This window comes from Ktedonobacter racemifer DSM 44963, from assembly GCF_000178855.1.
Classification (GTDB): domain Bacteria; phylum Chloroflexota; class Ktedonobacteria; order Ktedonobacterales; family Ktedonobacteraceae; genus Ktedonobacter; species Ktedonobacter racemifer.
Map to the genome: position 1 here is coordinate 1,763,656 of NZ_ADVG01000003.1, position 20,704 is coordinate 1,784,359.

Consider the following 20,704-nt stretch of genomic DNA (forward strand, 5'->3'; position numbering starts at 1 on the left):
ACCCCAACACTGCCTGGTGGGCTTCCTCTAGAATCACCAGCGCTTGCAAGGCGTCTGCATATGGCAACACAATTTCGTTCCTGGACAGCGATTTTCTCTGTAAATCCTCAGATAAAAGATCTCTTTCGCTCATGCTTCTCCCGTCCTCGGGTTACTCTGCTTTGGCTTTCTTCTCTTCCTCACAAAGCAAGCGTTAGGCTCAGCTTAAGGAGATTATACATCCTAACTCAGCTTCCTGCCGCTGGTTATTGAGTTAGGCTAGCACGCTGCCACCCATTTGGCCAAAAATTAGGTCAAAGAAGTCGAGATGATATACTGCCAGGAGGAGATAGTCGCCATCAAGCAAGGAGAGAGCTATGACACGAGCTTCTTACAATGATATCGCCCAATGGTATGATCAGTTTCTGCGCGAGAGACCTGTCTACATGGAAGTGATCTTGCCGGGTCTGCTCACGCTTGTCGGAGAGGTCGAGGGGGAAGTCATTTGTGATCTGGCCTGCGGACAAGGCTGGGTAGCGCGCGAGTTGGCCCGACGTGGAGCGCAGGTCATCGGTCTTGATCTGGCCCCGAACCTGTTGGCCCTCGCCCAACGTTATGAAGTGCAGGAACCACTGGGAATTGGATATGTTCAAGGAGACGCTCAACATGCGGAGGGGCTGAGCGACCAGCAGTTTACTGGTTGTGTTTGTGTGATGGCACTGATCAATATTCCTGATCTTCAAGCCACTTTTCAGAGTGTCAGACGGATTCTCAAGCCAGGAGGCTGGCTGGTCTTCGCCATCCCTCACCCGTGTTTTGAGTCCCCTCACGCTCAGTGGACATCGTTGTCTGATCCTGAGCATCCACTCGGCAGGACCGTCACCGGCTATTTTGACGAACGGCAATGGTTCTCATCGAACCCAGATGGAGTCCGTAGCCGGGTTGGAGACTATCATCGCATGCTCAGCACGTACCTCAACCAGCTCGCCGCCGCAGGTTTTGCACTTGAGCGCGCCCTCGAACCTGGACCATCTGACAGACAAGCTGAGCGAGTGCCGGGCAATCGCGAAGTCCCTACGCTCCTTCTGATCCGTGCCCATCTCTTAGACGGTCCCCAGGCCGAGAATATGAGCCGTGTCTGAGGGCACTCCAAACAGGGTGAGAGCCACAGCAGGAGCAGAAGGCTCTCGCGCATTGCGAGCCAGCCGCGCAGTCCACGAGAGCCGAGAATGGGCCCGTTGCGTACGGGACAGGGGTGCAGGCGCAAACGTTGGGTTGGCAGAGAGACTTTGCTCCACGCGTACTTCCACATGTTGGTACCGAAGCGGTTCTGTCAGAACTGAGCGCACAGAAGCTCATAAAAGATCCATGACAACTGATTACAACTTGTCTCTTTCTATGAAGCTGTTTGTAGGAGTGCTTGCAAGGTCACAAGCCGATCGAGGAAAACGCGTCGTTGTTCGGAGAGTGAGAGCGATTCTCCCATGATGGGGCGCGGATGGAGATCATTCCGTAGCTCGTCAAAAGCACAACAAAAACGTGCCGTCGCCTCAAATACGCCAAATCCTCGCATGGGAGAGTACCGCTGTTTGATACCTCGGTGGTCTTGCTCCAGACGATTGTTGAGATACTTGTTGGTCCTCTGCTGGACATGATTGCCCATTGTCTCGCGGAGAGCTCGTGGATAGGAACCGTGCCCATCTGTCGTAACAGACTCTGGCGTATGCCCAACCACAGCAACTGCCTGCTTAAAAAACCGCTGCGCTGCCTCCATATTCCGTTTCTCACTCAACATGGAATCAACGAGATGGCTGTGAATGCCTCGTTCCTCTCCTGTATTTAGATTGCGACTCCAAAGAGTCCAGCGATGAATCTTTCCTGGCAGTAGTAGAATAATTTAGTAACTCATATACTAATTGTTAGGAGAGAAGAGAGAAGGCAAAAGCTCATCTCTTCTCGACGATGGAACCAACAGGAGAGCCTTTGTCGTGACATGCGGCCTGTTGACCCTAACGGTGACCGCCTTGAGTAGACGGCTCTCTGTCCATCAGGATGGCAAACGACCATTGGGCTTGTTGCAGCGTTTGTCGCAGAGAAGATGACTGCCGATCCAGCGTGAGTTCTCGCTTCTCCTGAAAGGACAGGACTCCTGTTGCGACGACCTGGGTGGAGCATGGATGCATGCGAGAACCAACTCCATGAGAAAGGAGAAGGCTGATCATGTCCAACAGCAATGTTGTCCCGACGCCGCCAGAACCGGCATCTCTTCGGTATGTGGTTGGAATCGACATTGGCAGTCAAACCTGCGCCATGTGCTGTTTGACTCCTGAGAAACGGCAGGTCTTCAAACCAAGCACCTTTGCCAATACGAGAGAGGGCTTTGACTGGCTCTTTGAGAAACTCGCGAGCCTCAAGAGCGATCCCTCCTCGATTCTCGTTGGATTAGAGGCGACCTCGCGTTACGGAGAAAATCTTTCGCAGGCCCTGCTCAAGGCTGGATACCGGCTTTGTCTGTTGCATCCGGCTCAAGTGCATGCCTTTGCGCAGCAGCGAGGCCTGCGTGCCAAAACGGATCAACTGGATGCCGGCACCATCGCACGCGTCTTGCTCAGTGGGGAAGCCCGCTTTGGCTACTTGCCCGATGAGCACACTGGGACCTACCGCGAACTGCTTCGCTTGCAACAACAACTCAGTGAGGATGTGGTCCGCTACAAAAACGAACTGCATGCGCTTCTGGTCGTTTTGTTTCCTGAGTTCGTGCAGGTGTTTGCCGACCCAACACGCCCCACCGCTCTGGCAGTCCTGAAGCGCTATCCCAGTGCTCAGGCGGTCGTGGACGCCGGGGTCGAGCAGCTGTCTCACCTCTTGCATGAGTTGGCTCCTCACCATTATGGCCGCCCAACTGCTCAAGCTCTTTTCGCCTTGGCTCAGACCTCGATTGCCAGCGGGGTGGCGGTGATGGCACGCTCGAAAAGCATGTCGATTGTGTGTGATCAGCTGGAGCATACGCTCATCAATCTGGCTCAGCTTGAGCAAGAAATTGATCAGCTGCTGACCAATGATCCCCAGGCCAAGCGCTTGCTGGCTGTTGCCGAGTTTGGACCACTGACCGTTGCAGTGCTGCGAGCCGAATTGGGGGACGTGCAGCGCTTTGCCCATATGGATCAAGTCGTGGCCTACGTTGGGTTGGATATCCAGGTGAAGCAGAGTGGGAAATGGAAAGGACAAAGCAAGCTCTCCAAACGGGGGAGCGGACGAGTTCGTCGCTTGCTCTACCTGGCTGCCTTGCGCTCGCTGCATGAGAAACACTCTCCCTTCAAGGACTACTATCAGCGTCTGGTGGATCGTGGCTTGAAAAAAGGGACGGCTTTGGTTGCCGTGATGCGAAAAATGATCATCGTGGGTGTTCACCTGCTCAAGACCCAGGATCTCTACGATGCGAACAAGGTTGGCATCCAATAGGTGAGCTAGCCGCGCGGCTAGCTCACCTATTGGATGCGCCCCCCACCCCCCGAGGGAATGCGGTGGGGTTACACCTGGAAGGTTTCCAGGCGCTCGGGGGAGAGATTGTGTCTTTTCCCGTCAAGCGAGAAGAAATCCCCCCAAAAAGGGACTTGACAAATGTTATGGCTTCTGCTCTTCGGACTGGGAGAGTTCAACTGACGGGTACCAATATGAGGGTTGCATCGTGATCCTCCTTGCTCTGCTCGTCGCTTTCGGACTCCTTCTTTCTCAGATACTCTTGACATGATTCATCTCATCATGATATGATTCATATCATGAACGAACGAAAAACGCCACCAAGCCGACTGCGGCAGGAGCACATGGAGCACACACGTGATCTCATCTTGGAGGGGCTGATTCGGACGATGGCCAATGGGGCGGTCACCTGGTCCATTCCGGATGTTGCTCGCGAGTCAGGCGTCTCTGTGCCGACGATCTATCGCTATTTTCGGACGAAGCAGGAGTTGGTCGAGGGGCTCGGCGCCTATGTGGTGCGCAAAGCGGGATTCACCGATTTGCTTCCACCGCACAGTCCCCAGGAATTGATTGCGATGGTGCGCCAGATGTATCTGCGAGCAGCAGACATGAGCGAGGCAATGAAAATGGCCTCGCTCAGCGAACTGGCCCAGGAGATTCGCAAAGAATCCATTCCTTTGCGCCTCAAAATGATTGAAACAGCTCTTGCCCCAGTGTTGCCGTTCTTTGCGGAACACGAACGGATCTACCTGGTACGTATGGTCCTGTTGCTCTCCTCGTCGGCGCTCATTCGCGCCCTCGATCAGTATCTTGGTCTCACGGGAGCTGAGGCTGCCGATACGATCAGTTGGGCTTTTTGGGCGTTGACGCGCGCGGGTTCAGCCGACGCAAGCACCTCATCTAAGGAAGATAGTGAAAGGGACCAGCAGAACCCGGAGCAATGATCGCGCAACCTTGGCCACGTCACTGCAACTCCTCTACCCACTGAGAAAGGATTTTACCCACTGAGAAAGGATTTTCATCATGTATACGGTTTCACTCCAGAACACCTCTGCGTACGATCAAGCGACCGGCGGAGGCAAAGCGCTGACCCTGGGGAAACTCCTCCTGGCAGGCTTGCCCGTACCTCAGGGATTCGTCGTCTTGACGAGCGCGTATGAGCGCTTTGTCACGGTGAATCGCCTGCACGCCGAGATCGAACAACTCGTGCAGAGCGTTTCCCCAGATCAGCCTGCAACTGCTGAAGCAGCCGCGTCTCGGATCGCCACGCTATTCGAACAGACAATGCTGCCGGTCGACATAGAGGCTGCCGTTCTCGACGCGTATCAGCGGCTCGCTGCTCTCACCGTCGCAGTGCGCTCTTCTGCCACCGCCGAGGATTTACCCAGTGCCTCCTTCGCTGGCCTCTACGAGACCATCCTGGGTCTGAGTAGTGCCGCAGAGATGTGCTCTGCCCTCAAACGCTGTTGGGCTTCTCTCTGGAGCACACGAGCGCTGATCTATCGCGCTCGTCACCACATTCCTCATCAAACTGTACAGATGGCTGTCATCGTGCAGCATATGGTCGAGGCGCGAGCCTCTGGTGTCCTTTTTACCTGCAATCCCATCACCAATGCCCAGGACGAACTGATCATCAATGCCGCCTTTGGTTTGGGTGAAGCCGTCGTCAGTGGCCAGGTCACTCCCGATACCATCACGCTCGACAAGCACACCGGGCAAGTCAAACGCCTTGATGTGGCCGAAAAAGTGCTGATGACCGCTCCTGCGTCTACAACCAACGGTGTGGAGACACAGGTCATTCCAGCCGAGGTGCGCACACTTCCTGTGCTCTCAGCGTCCCAACTGACCCGGCTCTTTGAGCTTGGGACCACCGTTGAACAGCTCTTTTCCACTCCGCAGGATATCGAATGGGCCATGGCCGATGATCAGGTCTTTCTGTTGCAAGCGCGACCTGTCACGACGCTCGTACGCAAACAGACGGTAACGGTGTGTCAAGAAGACCTGCCGGTGCCTGGCGATGATCACTGGGACCGGCGCGAGAAACCAGAAGCCCACACGTCTGATCTCTGGACCCGCGTCAACATTGGAGAAAACTTCCTCGACCCGATTACGCCACTCAGCGCAACGCTCTGGCCGACCTTCTTTCTCCTTGGCCATTTTCCCTCTCCGGAAGAACGGGCTCCTGAGGCGCCTCCACTTCCGCTGCTTGGCGAGCGCTTCTACGGGCGTCTGTACGTCAACGAAGGCGCGCTCATCCGTGGTGCCATTGAGATGGGAATGCCAACTGGTTTGCTGGATAGCACCTGGGGCACCAGTGGGCGCGGCAGACGCAGCTCTGACGATACCATTCACATCTGGCGCCTTCTCAGCCGCATCCCTAGGGTGGTTGGCGATGCACGCAAAGCCGCGAAAGAGCAAGTGAAAAAGCAACCAGCGATCCCCAAACAGAAACAGCCTCGCAGAAGTCCTGAGCAGCTCTTTGCGCAGATTGACGCGTGGGTTGATGAATTTCAGCGCACAGACCTCTCCCAACTTGACGATCGCGCCCTTTGGGACGTTGTTCCACTCTGGATTGAGCGTGGGAAGGAGCTACGGCGCATCGTTTTTGGGGCAGGACTCGCCGGGATCGCGTTTTACTTCTTGGAACGCAAGGTGAGCAAGTGGACGGGGAAGCCTGGTCAGGCCACAGTGCTTGTGCAGGCCCTCTCCGGCGTGTATACCGCCGAGGTAGGTTCACTGCTCTGGCAGATGGCGCAGATGTTAAACGGGGCGGGACTCGCGGAGGTCGTCCAGAAATATCCTTCCGAAAAAGCGCTGGAACTGCTGCGGAAACTCCCTGAGGCGCAACCATTCCGTATCCAGTTTGAGGCATTTATCCAGCGCCACGGTTATCGCTGCCCCAATGATGCGGAACTGCACAATCCGCGCTGGGCGGAGCAGCCAGCGCAGGTCATTGAGATGGTGAAGAGCTACCTGCGCCTGGGCGAACAGGCGAATCCTCTTACCATCGAGCAACGTCGTATGCAGGAACGCGAAGAAACGGTCAAGCACCTCACTACCCAGATCCATCCATTCCGGCGTCCTCTGTTCCGCTGGCTCCTCAAACAGGCCCAGAACAAGACGCGCCAGCGTGATAACATCCGGTCCTACGTGGCAAAGTTTCTGCTCCCCATGCGCTTGATCCTCGTCGAGTTCGGGCGACGGTGGGCCGAGCGGCGCTGGCTAGCTGATCCCGATGATCTCTTTTTCCTGACCCTTTATGAGGTGGGCGATATCGTGAGAACGGGCCAGCCGAACGTTCTGGGTTCCGATCTGATCACAATCACCGCTGCACGCCGAACAGCTTTCGATTACTGGCACACAATCGAGGCACCTGCGGCTCTGGGACCCGGGGGCGCGCCTCTGCCCGATCCACAACCGACAGGAGTCTTCCTACAGGGGTTGCCCGCGAGCGCTGGCCGGGCGCGAGGAATGGCACGCCTGGTCGAGAGCATGAACGAAGCGGTGCGACTTTCTCCAGGAGAGATCTTGGTGACGCGGGGAACCGATCCGGGTTGGACGCCCGTGTTTCCGCTCGTCAGTGGCCTCGTGTTGGAAACAGGTGGGCTGCTCTCTCATGGAGCGATCATTGCCCGTGAATATGGGGTGCCAGCTGTCATTAATGTGCCAGGCGCGCTTAGTACCATCAAAGATGGGCAAATCATCGAGGTGGATAGAACGAATGGGCGGGTGTATCTCGATCCGAGTGGAGCCGATGGGATGCCATCATCAGCCTCTCTCCAAACACGAACACAAGCGCCTGAACTGAAGTAAGTGTTCAGCGACGATTATTTTGACTCTCGCTTGCCTAAATTGAGCGAGAGTCAAAATAATCGTCTTCTAACAGTAAGCGGGAAAACAACCGTCTCTCTGCACGTATGAGGAGAAAGCCGTGGTGGATTGGTTCAGCCTTCTCCACTACGGATTTCTCCCGTTTCGCTCATGATTTTTCGACCGGTGCTCTAGACGGTGGCTATCCTGAGAAGGCGCGCAAGCTCACCCTTGAGACCTCCCCGGCATGAATGCGCGGGGGGTCCTGTTGCTCACCCAACGCTTCCGTTCTCCCCCGAAAGGGAGAGCGGCTCTTGGTGGGGATAGGCAGGACTTTCGAGCCGACGCGCTCTAGCACGGGCAGCTTTGCCAGAAGCCACCACGCCCATGCTTGGGGGCAAGACATGCCCTTCATTCGCACGTTGGTGCAGATCCTCCATCACGGCTTGCAGGCGCGGCTCCGCACCTTCCCAGTCCGACTGGGTGACAGAGGGGATGGTCTGTTGGGGTTCCAGGTGAGAAAGCCGCGAAGGCCGAGTACAGATCGCGTTGCACCGGTCCACAGCCACAGGAACAGTGGTGCCAGCGCTGCGATCTGAGCTTCTTGACGTAGGCTCCGCAGGCATGACAATATTGGGAGAGTTGGGTCTTGAAGGCAGAAACTTCGCTCAGGGTGCCGCCAGTTTTTGCAACTATGCGGGCCAGATGTGCTACAAACATCCCTGGGGCGCGAAGTCCGATGCTTCTCCCATACTGCTTCTGCCATGCCACAAACGAGGTTTTTTCTAAGGTGATCGTGTTCCCCACCTTGACGATGTCGTGGGCAAGCTTGCCATGCAGGCTCTTGCGGTGGGCGGCCAGTTTTCTCTCCGCAGTGGCATGCTGCCTGCGCGTGGTCTTGTACCGCTGACTCTCGTTCCACCGCAAGCGCTTCTTGCCAGGTTTCTTCACGCGTCCCAACTCATCATAGTGCTCGGGATTGTTGGCGCGGCGTTGCCGCTCCATTTGGCGCTGGAGGCGTCGTTTCTTGCGGGCATTGGGGGCGAGTTGCTCACAGAAGGTCACCAACTGGGCTTTCCCCTCACGTGGGACGATGGCGAGCGTCTGGGGGCCAATATCGAGGCCAATGGTCTGGGTGCCCATCTTCTCGTGCTTTTTCTTGACAAAGGTGTGCCCCTCTAAGATGAGTTGCACAGAATACCGGTTGCCCTCAACATCAGCCCCTCTCGCTTGCGGAGAGGACGCTTTGCGACGGACCAGGCGCACATACTTGATCGTGTGGCGCAATCCATGCTGGATCACCGGGTCCAGCCAGTTGATGATGGCAGGGATGACCAGCTGGTTCCAGATGAGAAAGCCACCGTCCCCAGCGTTGGGGTCAAGCACAAAGCGCAGGCCGACATCGTTGCGCTTGCCTTCCACACTATCGATGCCACGCCCCTTGCTTCGAAAACGCACCCGTTTTGCTTTGCCGACACAGACGCGATTGACGGCTTGATAGGCTCGGGTGGCCAGGGGTTGCGCCATGGTGGCATCAATGTGGTCAACAAGCCACGAGACGCGGGCCGTTTTGGCAGAGGCATGCAGCTCGTATTCGGAAAAGTGATGCTTCTTGCGCAGCTGAGAGAAGGCCTGCGCGCGTTCCTCTCGCCTGGAGCGAGGGATGGCGCGTGCACTCGCCCAGGCGGGGTCATTCCTCATCTGCTGGAGCCGTGTGTTGCCTTCAGAGAGCAGCGCATTATAGAGACAGCGTGCCGCTTCCAGATGCGCACGCAGCTGTCGTTCGCTGCTCCAGTCGACCTGGAGGGGGAACTCGATGAGAAATGTTGGCGTCTTGGCTCGCTTCATCTGGGCTGACTGACCTTCCGTTGAATGCTATGAGGGTATTTTACCTCAAAAAAGCGGTATGTCAAGCGGAGAGCGCTAACGAGCAGGAGGAATGAGCATCACAAGCAGCTACCTCCCATCCAAGCCTCCCAACAAGGAAGAGCGATTCATCCCCGGCATGAATGAACCGGGGCTTTTTCGCTCGGTTTTCTGTAAGACGCTCGATGGAACATCCTTGCTATTCATCGATCTCGTCTTCCCGATCCTTGTCGGCCTTGCCAGTGGCATCACCACACGATTAAGAGGGTTACAGAAATTCCTCCACGGGGCTGTTCTTGCGCCCAGACCCATCGCCTTGGGACTATGTCTTCTCGGATCGTAAGAAATGTTATGGCATGCTCTTTCACCTCAAGGATGGGGGCTCTATTGGTGGAGTATACGGTGGTGAATCCTATGTCTCAACCTTTCCCCACCCAAAAGAAATTTACCTTGAGAAAGTCTGTACGGTTAAAAGGGAAGGCCAGTTGATAGGGTTGGTCCCCAAAACGAAGGGCCTGTTAATCTCAATGGACGCCTGTAATTTTGTCGAATTGTTCGAAGTTTCTTCAATAACGTGAGTTCTGGATAAACCAGGCTGATCAAGCAGCCAGAAGAGCGTGTTCGTTTCACGGTTGGCTTTCTTCAATTCTTTCCGAACTCTTTATTTAGAACCAGACATCTCGGCAAGGAGGCGGCGGAGAAACGCTTGTTCGGTGGCATTCTGGCAGAGTTCAAGCGCGCGGGCGTAGGCGATGCGAGCTTCGTCCAGGCTGCCTGTACGCCTCAGAAGGTCAGCACGTGCAGCATGAAACAGATAATATTCGTTCAGTTCGGCGGTCTCTGCCAATTGATTAAGTAGACGTAACCCTTTGTCATAACCTGCTATCATTGCCACTGCGACGGCCCGGTTCAGGGCTACCACCGGTGAGGGCAGCATGCTGTACAGCGCATCATAGAGCATGACGATCTGGTACCAGTCAGTTTCTTCGTAGCGCCGGGCCTGGGCATGCAGTGCACTGATGGCAGCCTGGATCTGATAAGGGCCAGCTGTTCTCATCTTCAACGCTCGCTCCAAAATAGTACAGCCTTCTGTGATTTGTGCGTGATTCCACTGTGTGCGATCCTGGTCTTCCAGCAGGATGAGTTCGTCATTCGGCGTGGTGCGTGCCTGGCGCCGAGCATCGTGCAGTAGCATCAAAGCCAGCAAGCCAAGCGCTTCGGCATCTTCTGCCAGCGCCGTTTCCTGCGCTAACAGCGCTGTCAGGACGCGCGTAAGGCGAATCGCCTCGGCACAGAGATCATGCCGGATTAGCTTGTCGCCGATTGGTGCGCTGTAGCCCGCATTGAAAATCAGGTACAGCACAGAAAGCACTGTATCGATGCGCTCAGCGATGGTATTGGCTGGTGGAATCTGATAGGGAATCCTGGCATCTCGGATTTTGCGCTTGGCCCGCACCAGACGCTGCGCCATCGTCGTCTGTGTGACGAGAAAAGCACTGGCAATCTCAGCCGTCGTCAGGCCACCCAGAACCTGCAACGTTAAGGCAACCTGCGCTTCTTTCGCAAGGGCGGGATGGCAGCAGGTAAAGATCAGTTTTAAGCGCTCGTCGGGGATCTCGTGCATGTCCATGATGTCTTCTTCTTGCTCATCGTTGACGAGCGCTGTGAGGGTAGCTATCTTGCGAGTCAGGGTGTCTTGCCGCCGCAGCCGATCAATAGCTTTGCGCCGGGCAACGGTAGTAATCCATGCACCGGGATTGCCTGGAACGCCGTCCAGGGGCCAGCGTTCCAGGGCAAGTACAAGCGCATCTTGCATCGCGTCTTCCACCAGTTCGAGATCGCGGATGCTGCTATAGAGTGCAGCAATCACGCGACCAGCCTCCTGTTGAAAGGTGTATTCGATCACATCGTGCAATGCGCTCATCGTGGTTGGTCTACCTTTCCACAATTGGACGAATTTCGATGGAACCATACGCCACGTTGGGCATTCTCTCCGCCAGAGCGAGCGCTTCGTCCAGATCTTTGCACTGTAGTATGAAGTAGCCAGCGAGTTGCTCCTTCGTTTCGGCAAAGGGCCCATCGGTGATCAGCTTCTGGGAGTTACGCACACGCACAGTCGTTGCCGTGCTGGCTGGCTGGAGTTGACTGCCGTCGCGCATAATGCCACGCTCGCTCACCGCCTGGGCCAGGGCTGCGTAGTCTCGCTCCATAGCAGAGAGTTCTTCCTGTGTCATCGTAGCATAAGCTTCTCTGTCTGCATAGATCAAGAATGCATATTGCATAGTCGTTCGTTCTTTCTTTAACTGATAGAGATTTAGTAGCGTCCTTCACGCTATTCTGTCATAACGACGAATGGCATATCGTCAAATCGACAGCCTACCACATCAATTTTCTATTTTTCTTGACGAATTGATATTCAACATGAGTTTTGGATAAGCAGACCTTTCTCCGATGAGCTATGATAGGAGCAAAACCAACCGCTTCTATTTGTCATCGGAGGGATCTCGTTATGAGTTTACAGGAAACGAGCCAGAAAGCCCCAATCTTTTAAGTCTGTCTTTTACCCACATTTTACAAACGGAGGTGAAAAGCCAAATGAGCGCCCTCAAGCAGTGCCTGCAAGTGGAGCCAGCCCTTCCAAAGGGTTTTCCAGCCAGGAGGCCCGTCACCTCGACGCGCCAAGAACCCTCCCATGCGCGCAATCTCTGTCCAGAAGGTCTCAACCGTCATGGTGGAAGGCAAGAGACCGACGTGAGCAGCCAGGATCGTGAGCGTTTCTGGCTCGATGACCTCATGGGCCGGGCTTTCTGGCGCTTGACGGGAGAGATCACGCACTTGCAACAAACGCACGGCGAGAGGAGAGAGCATTCCCAGCAAGCGGATCAGGCGCTCGGCGCTTTGGACTTGCCGCTCTTCGATACGACATCCCGTTTTGAGGCAATGGTGATAGTCCTCCACCCGCCAGCGAGCGCGATACCACTCGACCCGTTGCCAGGCTTGCTCACAAGTTGTCCCGACCAGAGAGGTCAACAGAATCCATTCGAGCAGCTCTTCGCCTTTTGGAGCCCCTTCTTCCCACACCCGAATGACCCAGACAGGCAAGGGAGGAAGTTTGTTGAGACGGCTATCATTGCGCGGTGGCAGCAGTTCAAGAGAGGTCCACGACAGATACAACGTGGTAGAACGAGCCTGGTGCCCATGCCGAGCGGGAAGATCAAACGGACGCACGTCCGAACTTGGCTGCGAACGGACCTGCTCAAAGAGATACCCGAGCGTTCCCTCCTGGGTTTGAACACGCCGATCTTGCGTCGCACGCACAACAAAGTGCGTATCGATGCTTCGGCAAACGTGCAGGAACTCAAAGATATCGGCTCCACGATCTGCTACCTGCACCCGCACACTCGATGCGGGAGAGGGTCCAATGTGCTGGACACATTGGTGCCAGATATCGGTTTCTTTCTCGCGCCTGCACCGCTGCGCTCGAGTTTCGCCTTTGGGTGCAGGAATGCGAATGAAGGGACATTGATAGGCACACCCCAGCACCGCCCGGCTGTCCGGTTCAACGGCCAGGACGGTTTGCAGGTACATCCCACGCCCATTCCCATTGCCGATTTCTCCCAAGCCGCTCATTTTGCGCCGATGGCTCAAATCCAGGTCCGTCGTATCCTGTACCAGCAACACAAGTGGCAAGGTATCCATGCGCAGGCGTGTCTGTTGCCAATGGGGTTGCATCAGCGCATCAAAGGTGACATTGGGTTCATCAAGCAGTCGATACACGGCTTTTGCATCTTTCCAGGTCTGCGCCTGGGCTGGCAGCGAGGCTGCGGGCTCCTCGGCCATGTGAGCCGCTGTCGTCACGGCCCGCCTCGTGCGGCGCATGTCTTTCAGTTGCGTCTGTCCAAAGGTAGCTTCTGCCCATTGCTCTGGGTCCAGAATCTCTTGCGTTTTCATCTCTCCATTCTATACGATTGTAAATTGTGGGTAAAAGACAGATCTTTTAAGTGGGGGATGAATGGCTCTTCCTTGTTTGGGGTGGATTGGGTGGAGTTGGACAGTAGGACGGATCATACCACAACAGGAATGCATCCACGGCACGTCGTACCAATTCCGCGACAGGGACACCCTCTTTCTCAGCTTGCTCATGCAATTTTTGGTGTTGCTTTTCATTCAGGTAAATGTTTGTACGTCTCACTCTTTCACCTCTTGCATACATCAGAATTTTGATGTATAATTATCGCATAACAAAGAGGAAAGGGGCAAGGGCGCAATGCTCATCTACGAATACAAAATCGAGGGCAACAAGGCACAATACGCTGCCATTGATGAAGCTATTCGCAGTGTGCAATTCATTCGCAATACGTGCTTGCGTTTGTGGATAGATGACCACGCGACCAGGAATGACTTGCAACTGTATTGCGCCGTTCTTGCCAAAGAACACCCCTTTGCTTTTTCTCTCAATTCCCAGGCTCGGCAAACAGCAGCAGACCGGGCGTGGACTGCCATCTCTCGCTTCTATGACAACTGCCGTAACCACAAGCCCGGCAAGAAGGGCTATCCCCGCTTTCAGCACGATAACCGCTCGGTGGAGTACAAGACGACCGGGTGGAAACTCGACCCTGATGGCAAGCACATCACCTTCACCGATGGTTGCGCTATCGGTCGCTTGCGCCTGATCGGCAGTCGTGATCTTGCCACCCGCCCCATCCCCGACATCAAGCGCGTTCGTCTCATCCGTCGTGCCGATGGCTACTACTGCCAGTTTGCTGTGGTTGCCGAGCGGCATATCGAGCATCTTCTCACTGGTAAGCAGGTTGGGATTGATGTTGGCTTGAACGCGTTCTCTACCAATTCGGAAGGCAATACGGTTGAGAACCCTCGCCACTATCGCAAAGCAGAAAACCGCCTGAAACGCTTGCAACGTCGCCTCTCCAAGAAGCACAAGAAGAGTCAGAACCGCAAGAAAGCTCGCAAAGCTGTCGCAAAAGCGCATTTGAAAGTCCAAAGGCAGCGCGAAGATTTTGCCAGGAAGCAGGCAAACGCGCTCGTCTCGTCTCACGATCCTCTTTGCCTTTGAAGAGTTGCAGATTCGCAATATGGTCAGAAATAGACACCTTGCCAAGAGCATCCACGATGCTGGATGGGGTCTATTTCTGACCTGGGTCAAATACTATGCGGCAATGCATGGTATCCCTGTTGTGGCCGCCCCGCCACACTATACCAGTCAGAACTGTTCAGCCTGTGGCACGCTCGTCAAGAAGAGCCTGAGTGTCCGAACTCACCTCTGCACAGGATGCGGTGTCGTGCTGGATCGAGATCACAACGCCGCGATGAACATTTTGCAAAAAGCGCTCAGTACCGTAGGGCATACGGGAACTGATGCACCGTTGAGTGCATGAAACGCTTCTGGACAGGAAGGCCGCTACTGTCTCTCAGCAATGGGAGTGAGCAAGCCGCCTGGATGAAGGAAGAATCCCCCTGGATGTATCCGGGGGAGTGTCAAAAGGCATATAGCTTCGAAAAGAGAAATAAATTTAAGAGAAGCCGAAAAGTTGAAAATTGAGTATAGTTTGGGGAAAACTCGGGGGAACCTTCATGATGAATTGAAAGATGTTATCGCTTCAGTTTGCATAACATGGATGGACGCAATGGAATTGTCGATTGAAGAATTATCTCAAGGGGAAGTACTGCCATCAGCAATTTACCTGGTAGGGGGTGGATCAGCACTTCCTGACATTCTTACACAACTTACCGCCTTTCCCTGGCAAGAAAAACTTCCTTTTTCACGACCACCTGAGATACGTGTTGTGAAACCGGAAATGGTTTCCTATATCTCTAATCCTCAACAGGCACAAAACAACTATCAATATGTTACTCCACTGGCGTTAGGCTATGTTGCGGTTGAACTTGAAAATGGGGAAACCAATGTACTGGAACCTCTTCTTTACCAGGCAATTGACAAATTGAACCTTTAATGAATTGTGCAATTTTCTAATTAGATAGTGATAATATGGGTAATTGCAAAACATGTATTGTAAATTCATCATATGCATGCGTCTATTAGAGTAAGCTCACTATTTCCCATTGCCGTAGTGGCTACAACAACGATGATAGCTTCTGACTGAAATGTAGAAGGATTTAAAAAGGGGAGAGTTATTGTATGGGGACCTTGCTTCGCTATTTTGATTTAAATACACGCATTACCACAATATATATCAAGGCGATACCCAGCGATGGTTTCGAATTTGCTAAACCCGTTACCCCTCCTTCAATCCCTCTGTGGAAACAGCTGCTGCTTTACCTGGGGACTATCATCGGAGTACTCTTCAGTTCGAGCATTATGCAGTTTCAAACAAACCAGGATATCCAGCTCCATATTACCCTTTCTGCCGTCGTACTCTCTGCAATTATCGCCATTGTTATCCTTCCAGGAATTTATGAAAAAGCTATCAACCCCACATCGCCATTTATTGTACAGATTGGGCTTTTTGTCCAACAAGGGGTGTTCTGGTCTGTCTTGCTTACCGCCATTGGTAAAGCGATTGGCATCCACTAATCTTGTCTAAGCGAAAATGCAGGAGTTGCTGGTCTGTCCAGGATAGAATATGCGACATCATAAAGTGTATGTAGAGCTGTGGGTTCGTAGTTCTGATGCCTCTTGTCGACAGTTCGTCCGTACGCTGAATGCTTGATTATTTCTCCCTCTATCCAAAGAGCAACCCCTGGAAAAACATCTCTTCAATTCGAATGGGGAGCAGTTCGATGGAAAAAGCTTTGCCAGAGCCGCTTTTGTTAGATTGCTTCTTAATTTTTTAGCAATACATCAGTAACGCTAAAGTTTTGTAATTTGCCTACCCTTCTAAGGGTTTTCTTTCTGACTCGTTTCTCGTCTGCTTCATATCCTCACTTTAGAGGATAACCTTTAAGAGAGATATGAGCATGATGAAGAAGTACTTTATTTGACTTCACCTATTCACTTTAAGAGAAAAAATATCTTATGATAAGCGTTACTAATGTAAGTAGAAACATTTTAGGAGTAGGAGCCTCATGTCCATTTCAACACTCTATCGTTGCATGCGCTCACTCGAGGCGATCAAAAACTATGCTATAGCGGTGGATTGGAATGCTTCATCGCGTGCTTTGAAACCAGGCTCGCAGGAAGGTCTATTTGAACGCTCCTTGTCTCCAGAGAGTTCCCGATGCTCCAGGAATAGCTTACATCGGGCGAACACTCGGTACTATCGTTTCTATGATGATTGCCAATTTTGGAGCATTATCTTTACCTCTTCATTTGAGGAAGTTGATGGTTGTGATGTTAACTTCTCCGCTTGTGCATTGTCGGAGTGGGTTGCGCGAATACCGGGTCTTTTTTAGTCTCCAGATGCGAGTGCTTTACGAGCACTCGCTGAAAATGCCATAGAAGTCAAAAGCGAACAATGGACAGTATATCGCCCATTAGGTAAGTCGTAACTTGTGATGGGGGAAGTAGGGACAATAAAGTTTCTCCTGATACGTTGGGCAATTGATTGGTTACACTGAGCTGTGGGCATAATGTTTCTACTGCTGCGTTCCTCATTGGTATGAATAAAACGCTGAATCAAGGTCTAGAGCTAAAGTAGGCATGCTCTACCCATAGGTTTAGCTAGCAGGAATGTCAGCGCCAATGAGGAACGCAGCACTACCGGTAGTTTGTTGCCTTGGGATTTTGCCCCGTTTTAAACCCATCAAGTGAGGACAATCTGTGCTTAAATGGCTCTGGATAGCTATCCAATATCAGGCGCAAAATCCCGAGGCAACAAACTACCGCTACAGCGGTGTTCACAAAGATTGAGCTACCTCGTTCTTTGGCCTTTCTTTCAAACCAGAGGGCTCGCCCTGGTAATCTCCGTGTGATGAGATTGCCATCTCTTCTCCCTGATGCATACACTAGCCTTAAGTAGGATATTCTTTTTCTCGGCTTGTAGAGCGATTGAGCATTGCTAAAAGGAGCTCTGAGATGGGGAAAAGCTTGCAACATGTCACACAGCGCAAGCAGAAACGGGGTGGAACGCCTGGAGGGAAGCCCATTTCTCACGCACGCTCTCTGGGGGAAGCACGCAAGCGACGCAACCAAGTAGAAGCCATCTGGGAGTCTTTCCCGGAGGGTCTTATTGCGTGTGACCGCCACCAGAAGATTGTCCGGATCAATGCCGCTGCTCGCAAGCTCTTTGAAGTGGTTTCCAAAACCCAATGCCAGGGAAGAAACCATCAGCACTTTCTCACCTCCTACATCAGTTCCGATGAGCAGCTCCCATGCGCTTCGAGAGAGCAATGGCTGATGAACCTCGCTCTTGCTGGGACAACAGGAGCCGGTTTGCCAGAACAGATGCTGCTGCATCTGCCTTCCGGGCGCAAGATCTCGGTCACGGTTCGCACCTTTCCCGTGAGTGCTCACAGGTGCGACACGGAAGAAACCGTCTCGGTCTTCCATTGGTGGCAAGCAATAAGCAGAAAACTGGCAGAGACAATCAAACGGGAATGTGGGGTGAACTATCACCCAACGCATAGAAGAGAGGGGATTATATGGGACATAATTCATACGCCAACAAAGTCGCATTTGTGACCGGCGGCACGTCTGGCATCGGCAAGGCAACTGCAATCGCCTTCGCCGATGCTGGTACTAAAGTTGTCCTCGCCGGACGCCGTGAGAAAGAAGGTGCGGCAGTCGTCGATGAAATCAAAAAACGTGGCGGCGAGGCGTCTTTTATCCGTACCGATGTGACCAAAGAAGACGATGTGAAGGCAGCCGTGGATTTCACCGTAAAAACGTATGGCCGCCTCGATGCGGCGTTTAACAATGCCGGCATTGAGATTGTCTGTCCGCTGAATCAGATCACGGAGGAACAATACCAAAACACGTTTAACCTCAATGTCTGGGGCGTGTTGTGCTCCATGAAGCACGAAGTTGCTGCCATGCAGAAAACGGGCGGCGGCGCTATTGTCAATACCTCAAGTATGTTCGGGCTTGTGGGAGCGGCTTATGCCAGCATCTATGCCGGCTCGAAGTTCGCGGTTGAGGGTCTGACCAAGTCAATCGCGGTGGAAATTGCCAAACAAAATATTCGCGTGAATGCGGTGGCACCTGGTGCAATTCAGACCGAGATGATTGATCGTTTTATCGCTAATACAGGCGAGGCTCGCGACGACCTGATCGCCAAGCATCCGATTGGGCGTTTTGGCACCAGTGAGGAAATCGCAGCGGCGGTTCTCTACCTGTGTTCGGACGCTGCCAAGTTCACAATCGGCAGTACCTTGTCGGTTGATGGAGGTTATCGCGCCTGGTAGGGGTTGTGCTGGAGGGTAGGCGAGTTCACTCTAAAGTGTATAGTGAGCTCATGGAGAGTGAATTCACTGTGCGCTATCGCATTGATACGCTCTTTGGGCAATTGGTGGAGCGAGGGGGAGCCAAACGCGTGTGGGCATGTAATGGCTGGCATTTGCGCAACTGGTCTTCCCCAGCTTTTGTGGAGTCATCAAAGACAAGTCTGCTGCTCATAGACAACAGGACTTACGTACCCCATAGAACAACATCATCGAGGCATCAAACAGCGATACTACCCAATGCATGGTTTCGGAAATTTCGACTCAGCAGCACGAATCTGAGCGTGCGTTTGACGAATGACGCAATTATCTTTCTCCCTGCAATGCCAGAGATGAGCCAACCTCACGTTCAGACAGGCTGGCGGGAGTCCTCGCCGACTGCACACCATTCAACATACATCTCAGCTTATTATACCTAGTACAGATCTACTCTTTTTGCAACACAGCCGGCTGATTGCTGAAGAAACGTTAGTGGCCTGGTTGGCTGGGAAAACGGGCGGGCAGATCGCGTACAAGTTGTTGCCAATTCCTCCATTGATAGAGCTGATGCAGGCCCACGCTCAGCAGGAAGGCGACAATCCCCGCGCTCACCGTCGTCGCCAAGGATAGTCCGAAGGCAGCCAGCAGCAGACCCACAAAGCTTCCGAACAGGACGCTTGTTATCATGGCCACCATGCCAGCCAGAGAGAACAAGCCTTGCCAGCCGGAGGAATGCATCACACCCATATCTGTCAGGGTTCCCTCTACATCATCATGGGCAGAGAGGATGAAGTAGGGCCACATCTGCGGGGCATACTCCAGGTAGAGGTGGCGAATACGGTTGATCCCCCGCGCGTACATGAACTGCGTATTGCTCGATTCCAGCACACGCTGAAAGGTGATCAGCCCCATCACCACCAGAGCGGCCAGCACCACCAGGCCAAACACGAAAAAGGCTGTTCCCAGATGGGAGACCTGCCCCACGAAAGCCAGGGCGATCAAGGCACTGGAGACAGCCCCAACGAAGAGCGAGGCACGACCGGTAATTTCGGTGTCGTTCATCGAGAGTGCCATGCGCAAGTTGTAGTGTTCCGTCGTCATGATCGTGACGAGTTGTGAGGAAAGCTCCACTGGAGCGTGTTCGGTTGTGCGGTGTTCCATCTGTTACTTACTCCTTTCGAGTGCTACGTTCATACATGGGGAGGAGGCATACCCAGTCTTTGCAGAATAATTTGATGAGTTTCAATTTATTCACTTTTCCCTTGACCAATTCGTTTGAACAAACCGCCAACTACACCTACAGCCGGTGTTCACAAAGATTGAGCCAGATGGCAAGGGGACGTGTCTCACGTTTCCGGAGATGCTATAGGCAAGGTCAACCAGAACGTGGCCTCCTGGCCAGGAGCACTCTGTGCTATGGAAGTGTCCTCCGATGTCTCGCCAGTACTGTTCTTGTTCAGCGGTCCTGCCACTTCCTGCGACAAAATACAGATGGCTCGTTCGGCGACCGAACGCGAGCATATTCACATGGAGACAATTCAGGACAGACTGGATGACATTCACCAGTTGCTGGGCAACGAAGAGCATCGGAGACGAGAGGAGGAAGGTTTCTTCTAGCAAGACGTGATCCATCATCTGCTTGGGAATCTGCGTGATCGCGGCGAGCAGATCCAGCATCGACTCCTGGACACGTTGGAGAGAGAAGCTTTCCTGCCACCAATGGAAGACCGAGACGGTTTCTTCCGTGTCGCACCTGTGAGCACTCACGGGAAAGGTACGAACCGTGACCGAGATCTTGCGCCCGGAAGGCAGATGCAGCAGCATCTGTTCTGGCAAACCGGCTCCTGTTGTCCCAGCAAGAGCGAGGTTCATCAGCCATTGCTCTCTCGAAGCGCATGGGAGCTGCTCATCGGAACTGATGTAGGAGGTGAGAAAGTGCTGATGGTTTCTTCCCTGGCATTGGGTTTTGGAAACCACTTCAAAGAGCTTGCGAGCAGCGGCATTGATCCGGACAATCTTCTGGTGGCGGTCACACGCAATAAGACCCTCCGGGAAAGACTCCCAGATGGCTTCTACTTGGTTGCGTCGCTTGCGTGCTTCCCCCAGAGAGCGTGCGTGAGAAATGGGCTTCCCTCCAGGCGTTCCACCCCGTTTCTGCTTGCGCTGTGTGACATGTTGCAAGCTTTTCCCCATCTCAGAGCTCCTTTTAGCAATGCTCAATCGCTCTACAAGC

Annotated in this window: 17 protein-coding genes and 3 pseudogenes; 11 read left to right on the forward strand and 9 right to left on the reverse strand. The window is 53.5% G+C overall.

Going from position 1 to position 20,704, the window contains the following annotated elements:
* The first annotated feature begins 356 nt into the window (after positions 1-356).
* Positions 357-1,121, forward strand: a complete 765-nt coding sequence (locus tag KRAC_RS36790) for a class I SAM-dependent methyltransferase (protein ID WP_007916225.1) — start codon at positions 357-359, stop codon at positions 1,119-1,121.
* 254 nt (positions 1,122-1,375) lie between these two features.
* On the opposite strand, the pseudogene KRAC_RS36795 reads toward KRAC_RS36790, so the two are convergent.
* Together KRAC_RS36795 and KRAC_RS72100 are read right to left on the reverse strand one after the other, a co-directional pair.
* A pseudogene (locus KRAC_RS36795) lies at positions 1,376-1,789 on the reverse strand (DDE-type integrase/transposase/recombinase); the annotation flags it as partial.
* A gap of 199 nt (positions 1,790-1,988) precedes the next feature.
* Positions 1,989-2,162, reverse strand: a complete 174-nt coding sequence (locus KRAC_RS72100; RefSeq protein WP_007912987.1) for a hypothetical protein — start codon at positions 2,160-2,162, stop codon at positions 1,989-1,991.
* Between the two features lie 37 nt (positions 2,163-2,199).
* Between KRAC_RS72100 and KRAC_RS63205 the strand changes: the two genes are divergently transcribed.
* The 3 genes from KRAC_RS63205 to KRAC_RS36810 all read left to right on the forward strand — a co-directional run bounded on the left by KRAC_RS63205 (position 2,200) and on the right by KRAC_RS36810 (position 7,272).
* On the forward strand, positions 2,200-3,441 hold the full coding sequence (locus KRAC_RS63205) for an IS110 family RNA-guided transposase (RefSeq protein WP_007912989.1): 1,242 nt from the start codon (positions 2,200-2,202) through the stop codon (positions 3,439-3,441).
* A 317-nt stretch (positions 3,442-3,758) separates the two neighbouring features.
* On the forward strand, positions 3,759-4,403 hold the full coding sequence (locus tag KRAC_RS36805) for a TetR/AcrR family transcriptional regulator (RefSeq protein ID WP_157507509.1): 645 nt from the start codon (positions 3,759-3,761) through the stop codon (positions 4,401-4,403).
* Between the two features lie 79 nt (positions 4,404-4,482).
* On the forward strand, positions 4,483-7,272 hold the full coding sequence (locus KRAC_RS36810) for a PEP/pyruvate-binding domain-containing protein (RefSeq protein ID WP_007916227.1): 2,790 nt from the start codon (positions 4,483-4,485) through the stop codon (positions 7,270-7,272).
* 269 nt (positions 7,273-7,541) lie between these two features.
* Here KRAC_RS36810 and KRAC_RS36820 read toward each other — a convergent pair.
* A pseudogene (locus KRAC_RS36820) lies at positions 7,542-9,117 on the reverse strand (nuclease/transposase family protein).
* Between the two features lie 91 nt (positions 9,118-9,208).
* On the opposite strand from KRAC_RS36820, the gene KRAC_RS73965 reads away from it, so the two are divergent.
* Together KRAC_RS73965 and KRAC_RS79940 are read left to right on the forward strand one after the other, a co-directional pair.
* Entirely contained in the window at positions 9,209-9,478 is a 270-nt protein-coding gene (locus KRAC_RS73965; protein ID WP_007916231.1) for a hypothetical protein, read from the forward strand.
* 13 nt (positions 9,479-9,491) lie between these two features.
* On the forward strand, positions 9,492-9,713 hold the full coding sequence (locus tag KRAC_RS79940; RefSeq protein ID WP_007916233.1) for a DUF6338 family protein: 222 nt from the start codon (positions 9,492-9,494) through the stop codon (positions 9,711-9,713).
* An 83-nt stretch (positions 9,714-9,796) separates the two neighbouring features.
* On the opposite strand, the gene KRAC_RS36835 is transcribed toward KRAC_RS79940, so the two are convergent.
* The 4 genes from KRAC_RS36835 to KRAC_RS78605 all read right to left on the reverse strand — a co-directional run bounded on the left by KRAC_RS36835 (position 9,797) and on the right by KRAC_RS78605 (position 13,348).
* The gene (locus KRAC_RS36835; protein ID WP_007916234.1) at positions 9,797-11,059 is read right to left on the reverse strand and encodes an RNA polymerase sigma factor; all 1,263 of its coding nucleotides are present in this window, start codon (positions 11,057-11,059) and stop codon (positions 9,797-9,799) included.
* Between the two features lie 10 nt (positions 11,060-11,069).
* Positions 11,070-11,369: a YciI family protein gene (locus KRAC_RS36840; RefSeq protein WP_244422434.1), complete on the reverse strand. Its 300-nt coding sequence runs from the start codon at positions 11,367-11,369 to the stop codon at positions 11,070-11,072.
* Positions 11,370-11,706: 337 nt separating this feature from the next.
* On the reverse strand, positions 11,707-13,086 hold the full coding sequence (locus KRAC_RS36845; RefSeq protein WP_007916245.1) for an IS4 family transposase: 1,380 nt from the start codon (positions 13,084-13,086) through the stop codon (positions 11,707-11,709).
* A gap of 46 nt (positions 13,087-13,132) precedes the next feature.
* A complete protein-coding gene (locus KRAC_RS78605; protein ID WP_274532151.1) occupies positions 13,133-13,348 on the reverse strand; it encodes a ribbon-helix-helix domain-containing protein in 216 nt (71 codons plus the stop codon).
* A 54-nt stretch (positions 13,349-13,402) separates the two neighbouring features.
* On the opposite strand from KRAC_RS78605, the pseudogene KRAC_RS36850 reads away from it, so the two are divergent.
* The 5 genes and pseudogenes from KRAC_RS36850 (at position 13,403) to KRAC_RS36870 (ending at position 18,456) form a co-directional block, all read left to right on the forward strand.
* Positions 13,403-14,531, forward strand: a pseudogene (locus KRAC_RS36850) (RNA-guided endonuclease InsQ/TnpB family protein).
* Between the two features lie 153 nt (positions 14,532-14,684).
* Positions 14,685-15,107 carry a hypothetical protein gene (locus tag KRAC_RS36855; protein WP_157507511.1) on the forward strand — a complete coding sequence of 141 codons (423 nt, stop codon included), beginning with the start codon at positions 14,685-14,687 and terminating at the stop codon, positions 15,105-15,107.
* A gap of 185 nt (positions 15,108-15,292) precedes the next feature.
* Positions 15,293-15,688, forward strand: coding sequence for a hypothetical protein (locus tag KRAC_RS36860; RefSeq protein ID WP_007916249.1), 396 nt, complete (start codon positions 15,293-15,295; stop codon positions 15,686-15,688).
* Positions 15,689-17,128: 1,440 nt separating this feature from the next.
* Positions 17,129-17,734 carry a PAS domain-containing protein gene (locus tag KRAC_RS36865; protein ID WP_007916253.1) on the forward strand — a complete coding sequence of 202 codons (606 nt, stop codon included), beginning with the start codon at positions 17,129-17,131 and terminating at the stop codon, positions 17,732-17,734.
* Positions 17,695-18,456, forward strand: a complete 762-nt coding sequence (locus tag KRAC_RS36870) for a glucose 1-dehydrogenase (RefSeq protein ID WP_007916255.1) — start codon at positions 17,695-17,697, stop codon at positions 18,454-18,456. Before KRAC_RS36865 ends, KRAC_RS36870 begins: the two co-directional genes overlap by 40 nt.
* Positions 18,457-18,960: 504 nt before the next feature.
* Here KRAC_RS36870 and KRAC_RS36875 read toward each other — a convergent pair.
* Positions 18,961-19,632 carry a hypothetical protein gene (locus KRAC_RS36875; protein WP_007916256.1) on the reverse strand — a complete coding sequence of 224 codons (672 nt, stop codon included), beginning with the start codon at positions 19,630-19,632 and terminating at the stop codon, positions 18,961-18,963.
* A 90-nt stretch (positions 19,633-19,722) separates the two neighbouring features.
* Positions 19,723-20,664 (reverse strand): PAS domain-containing protein, encoded by a 942-nt coding sequence (locus tag KRAC_RS36880; protein ID WP_007916257.1) that lies wholly within the window; start codon positions 20,662-20,664, stop codon positions 19,723-19,725.
* Positions 20,665-20,704 lie beyond the last annotated feature (40 nt).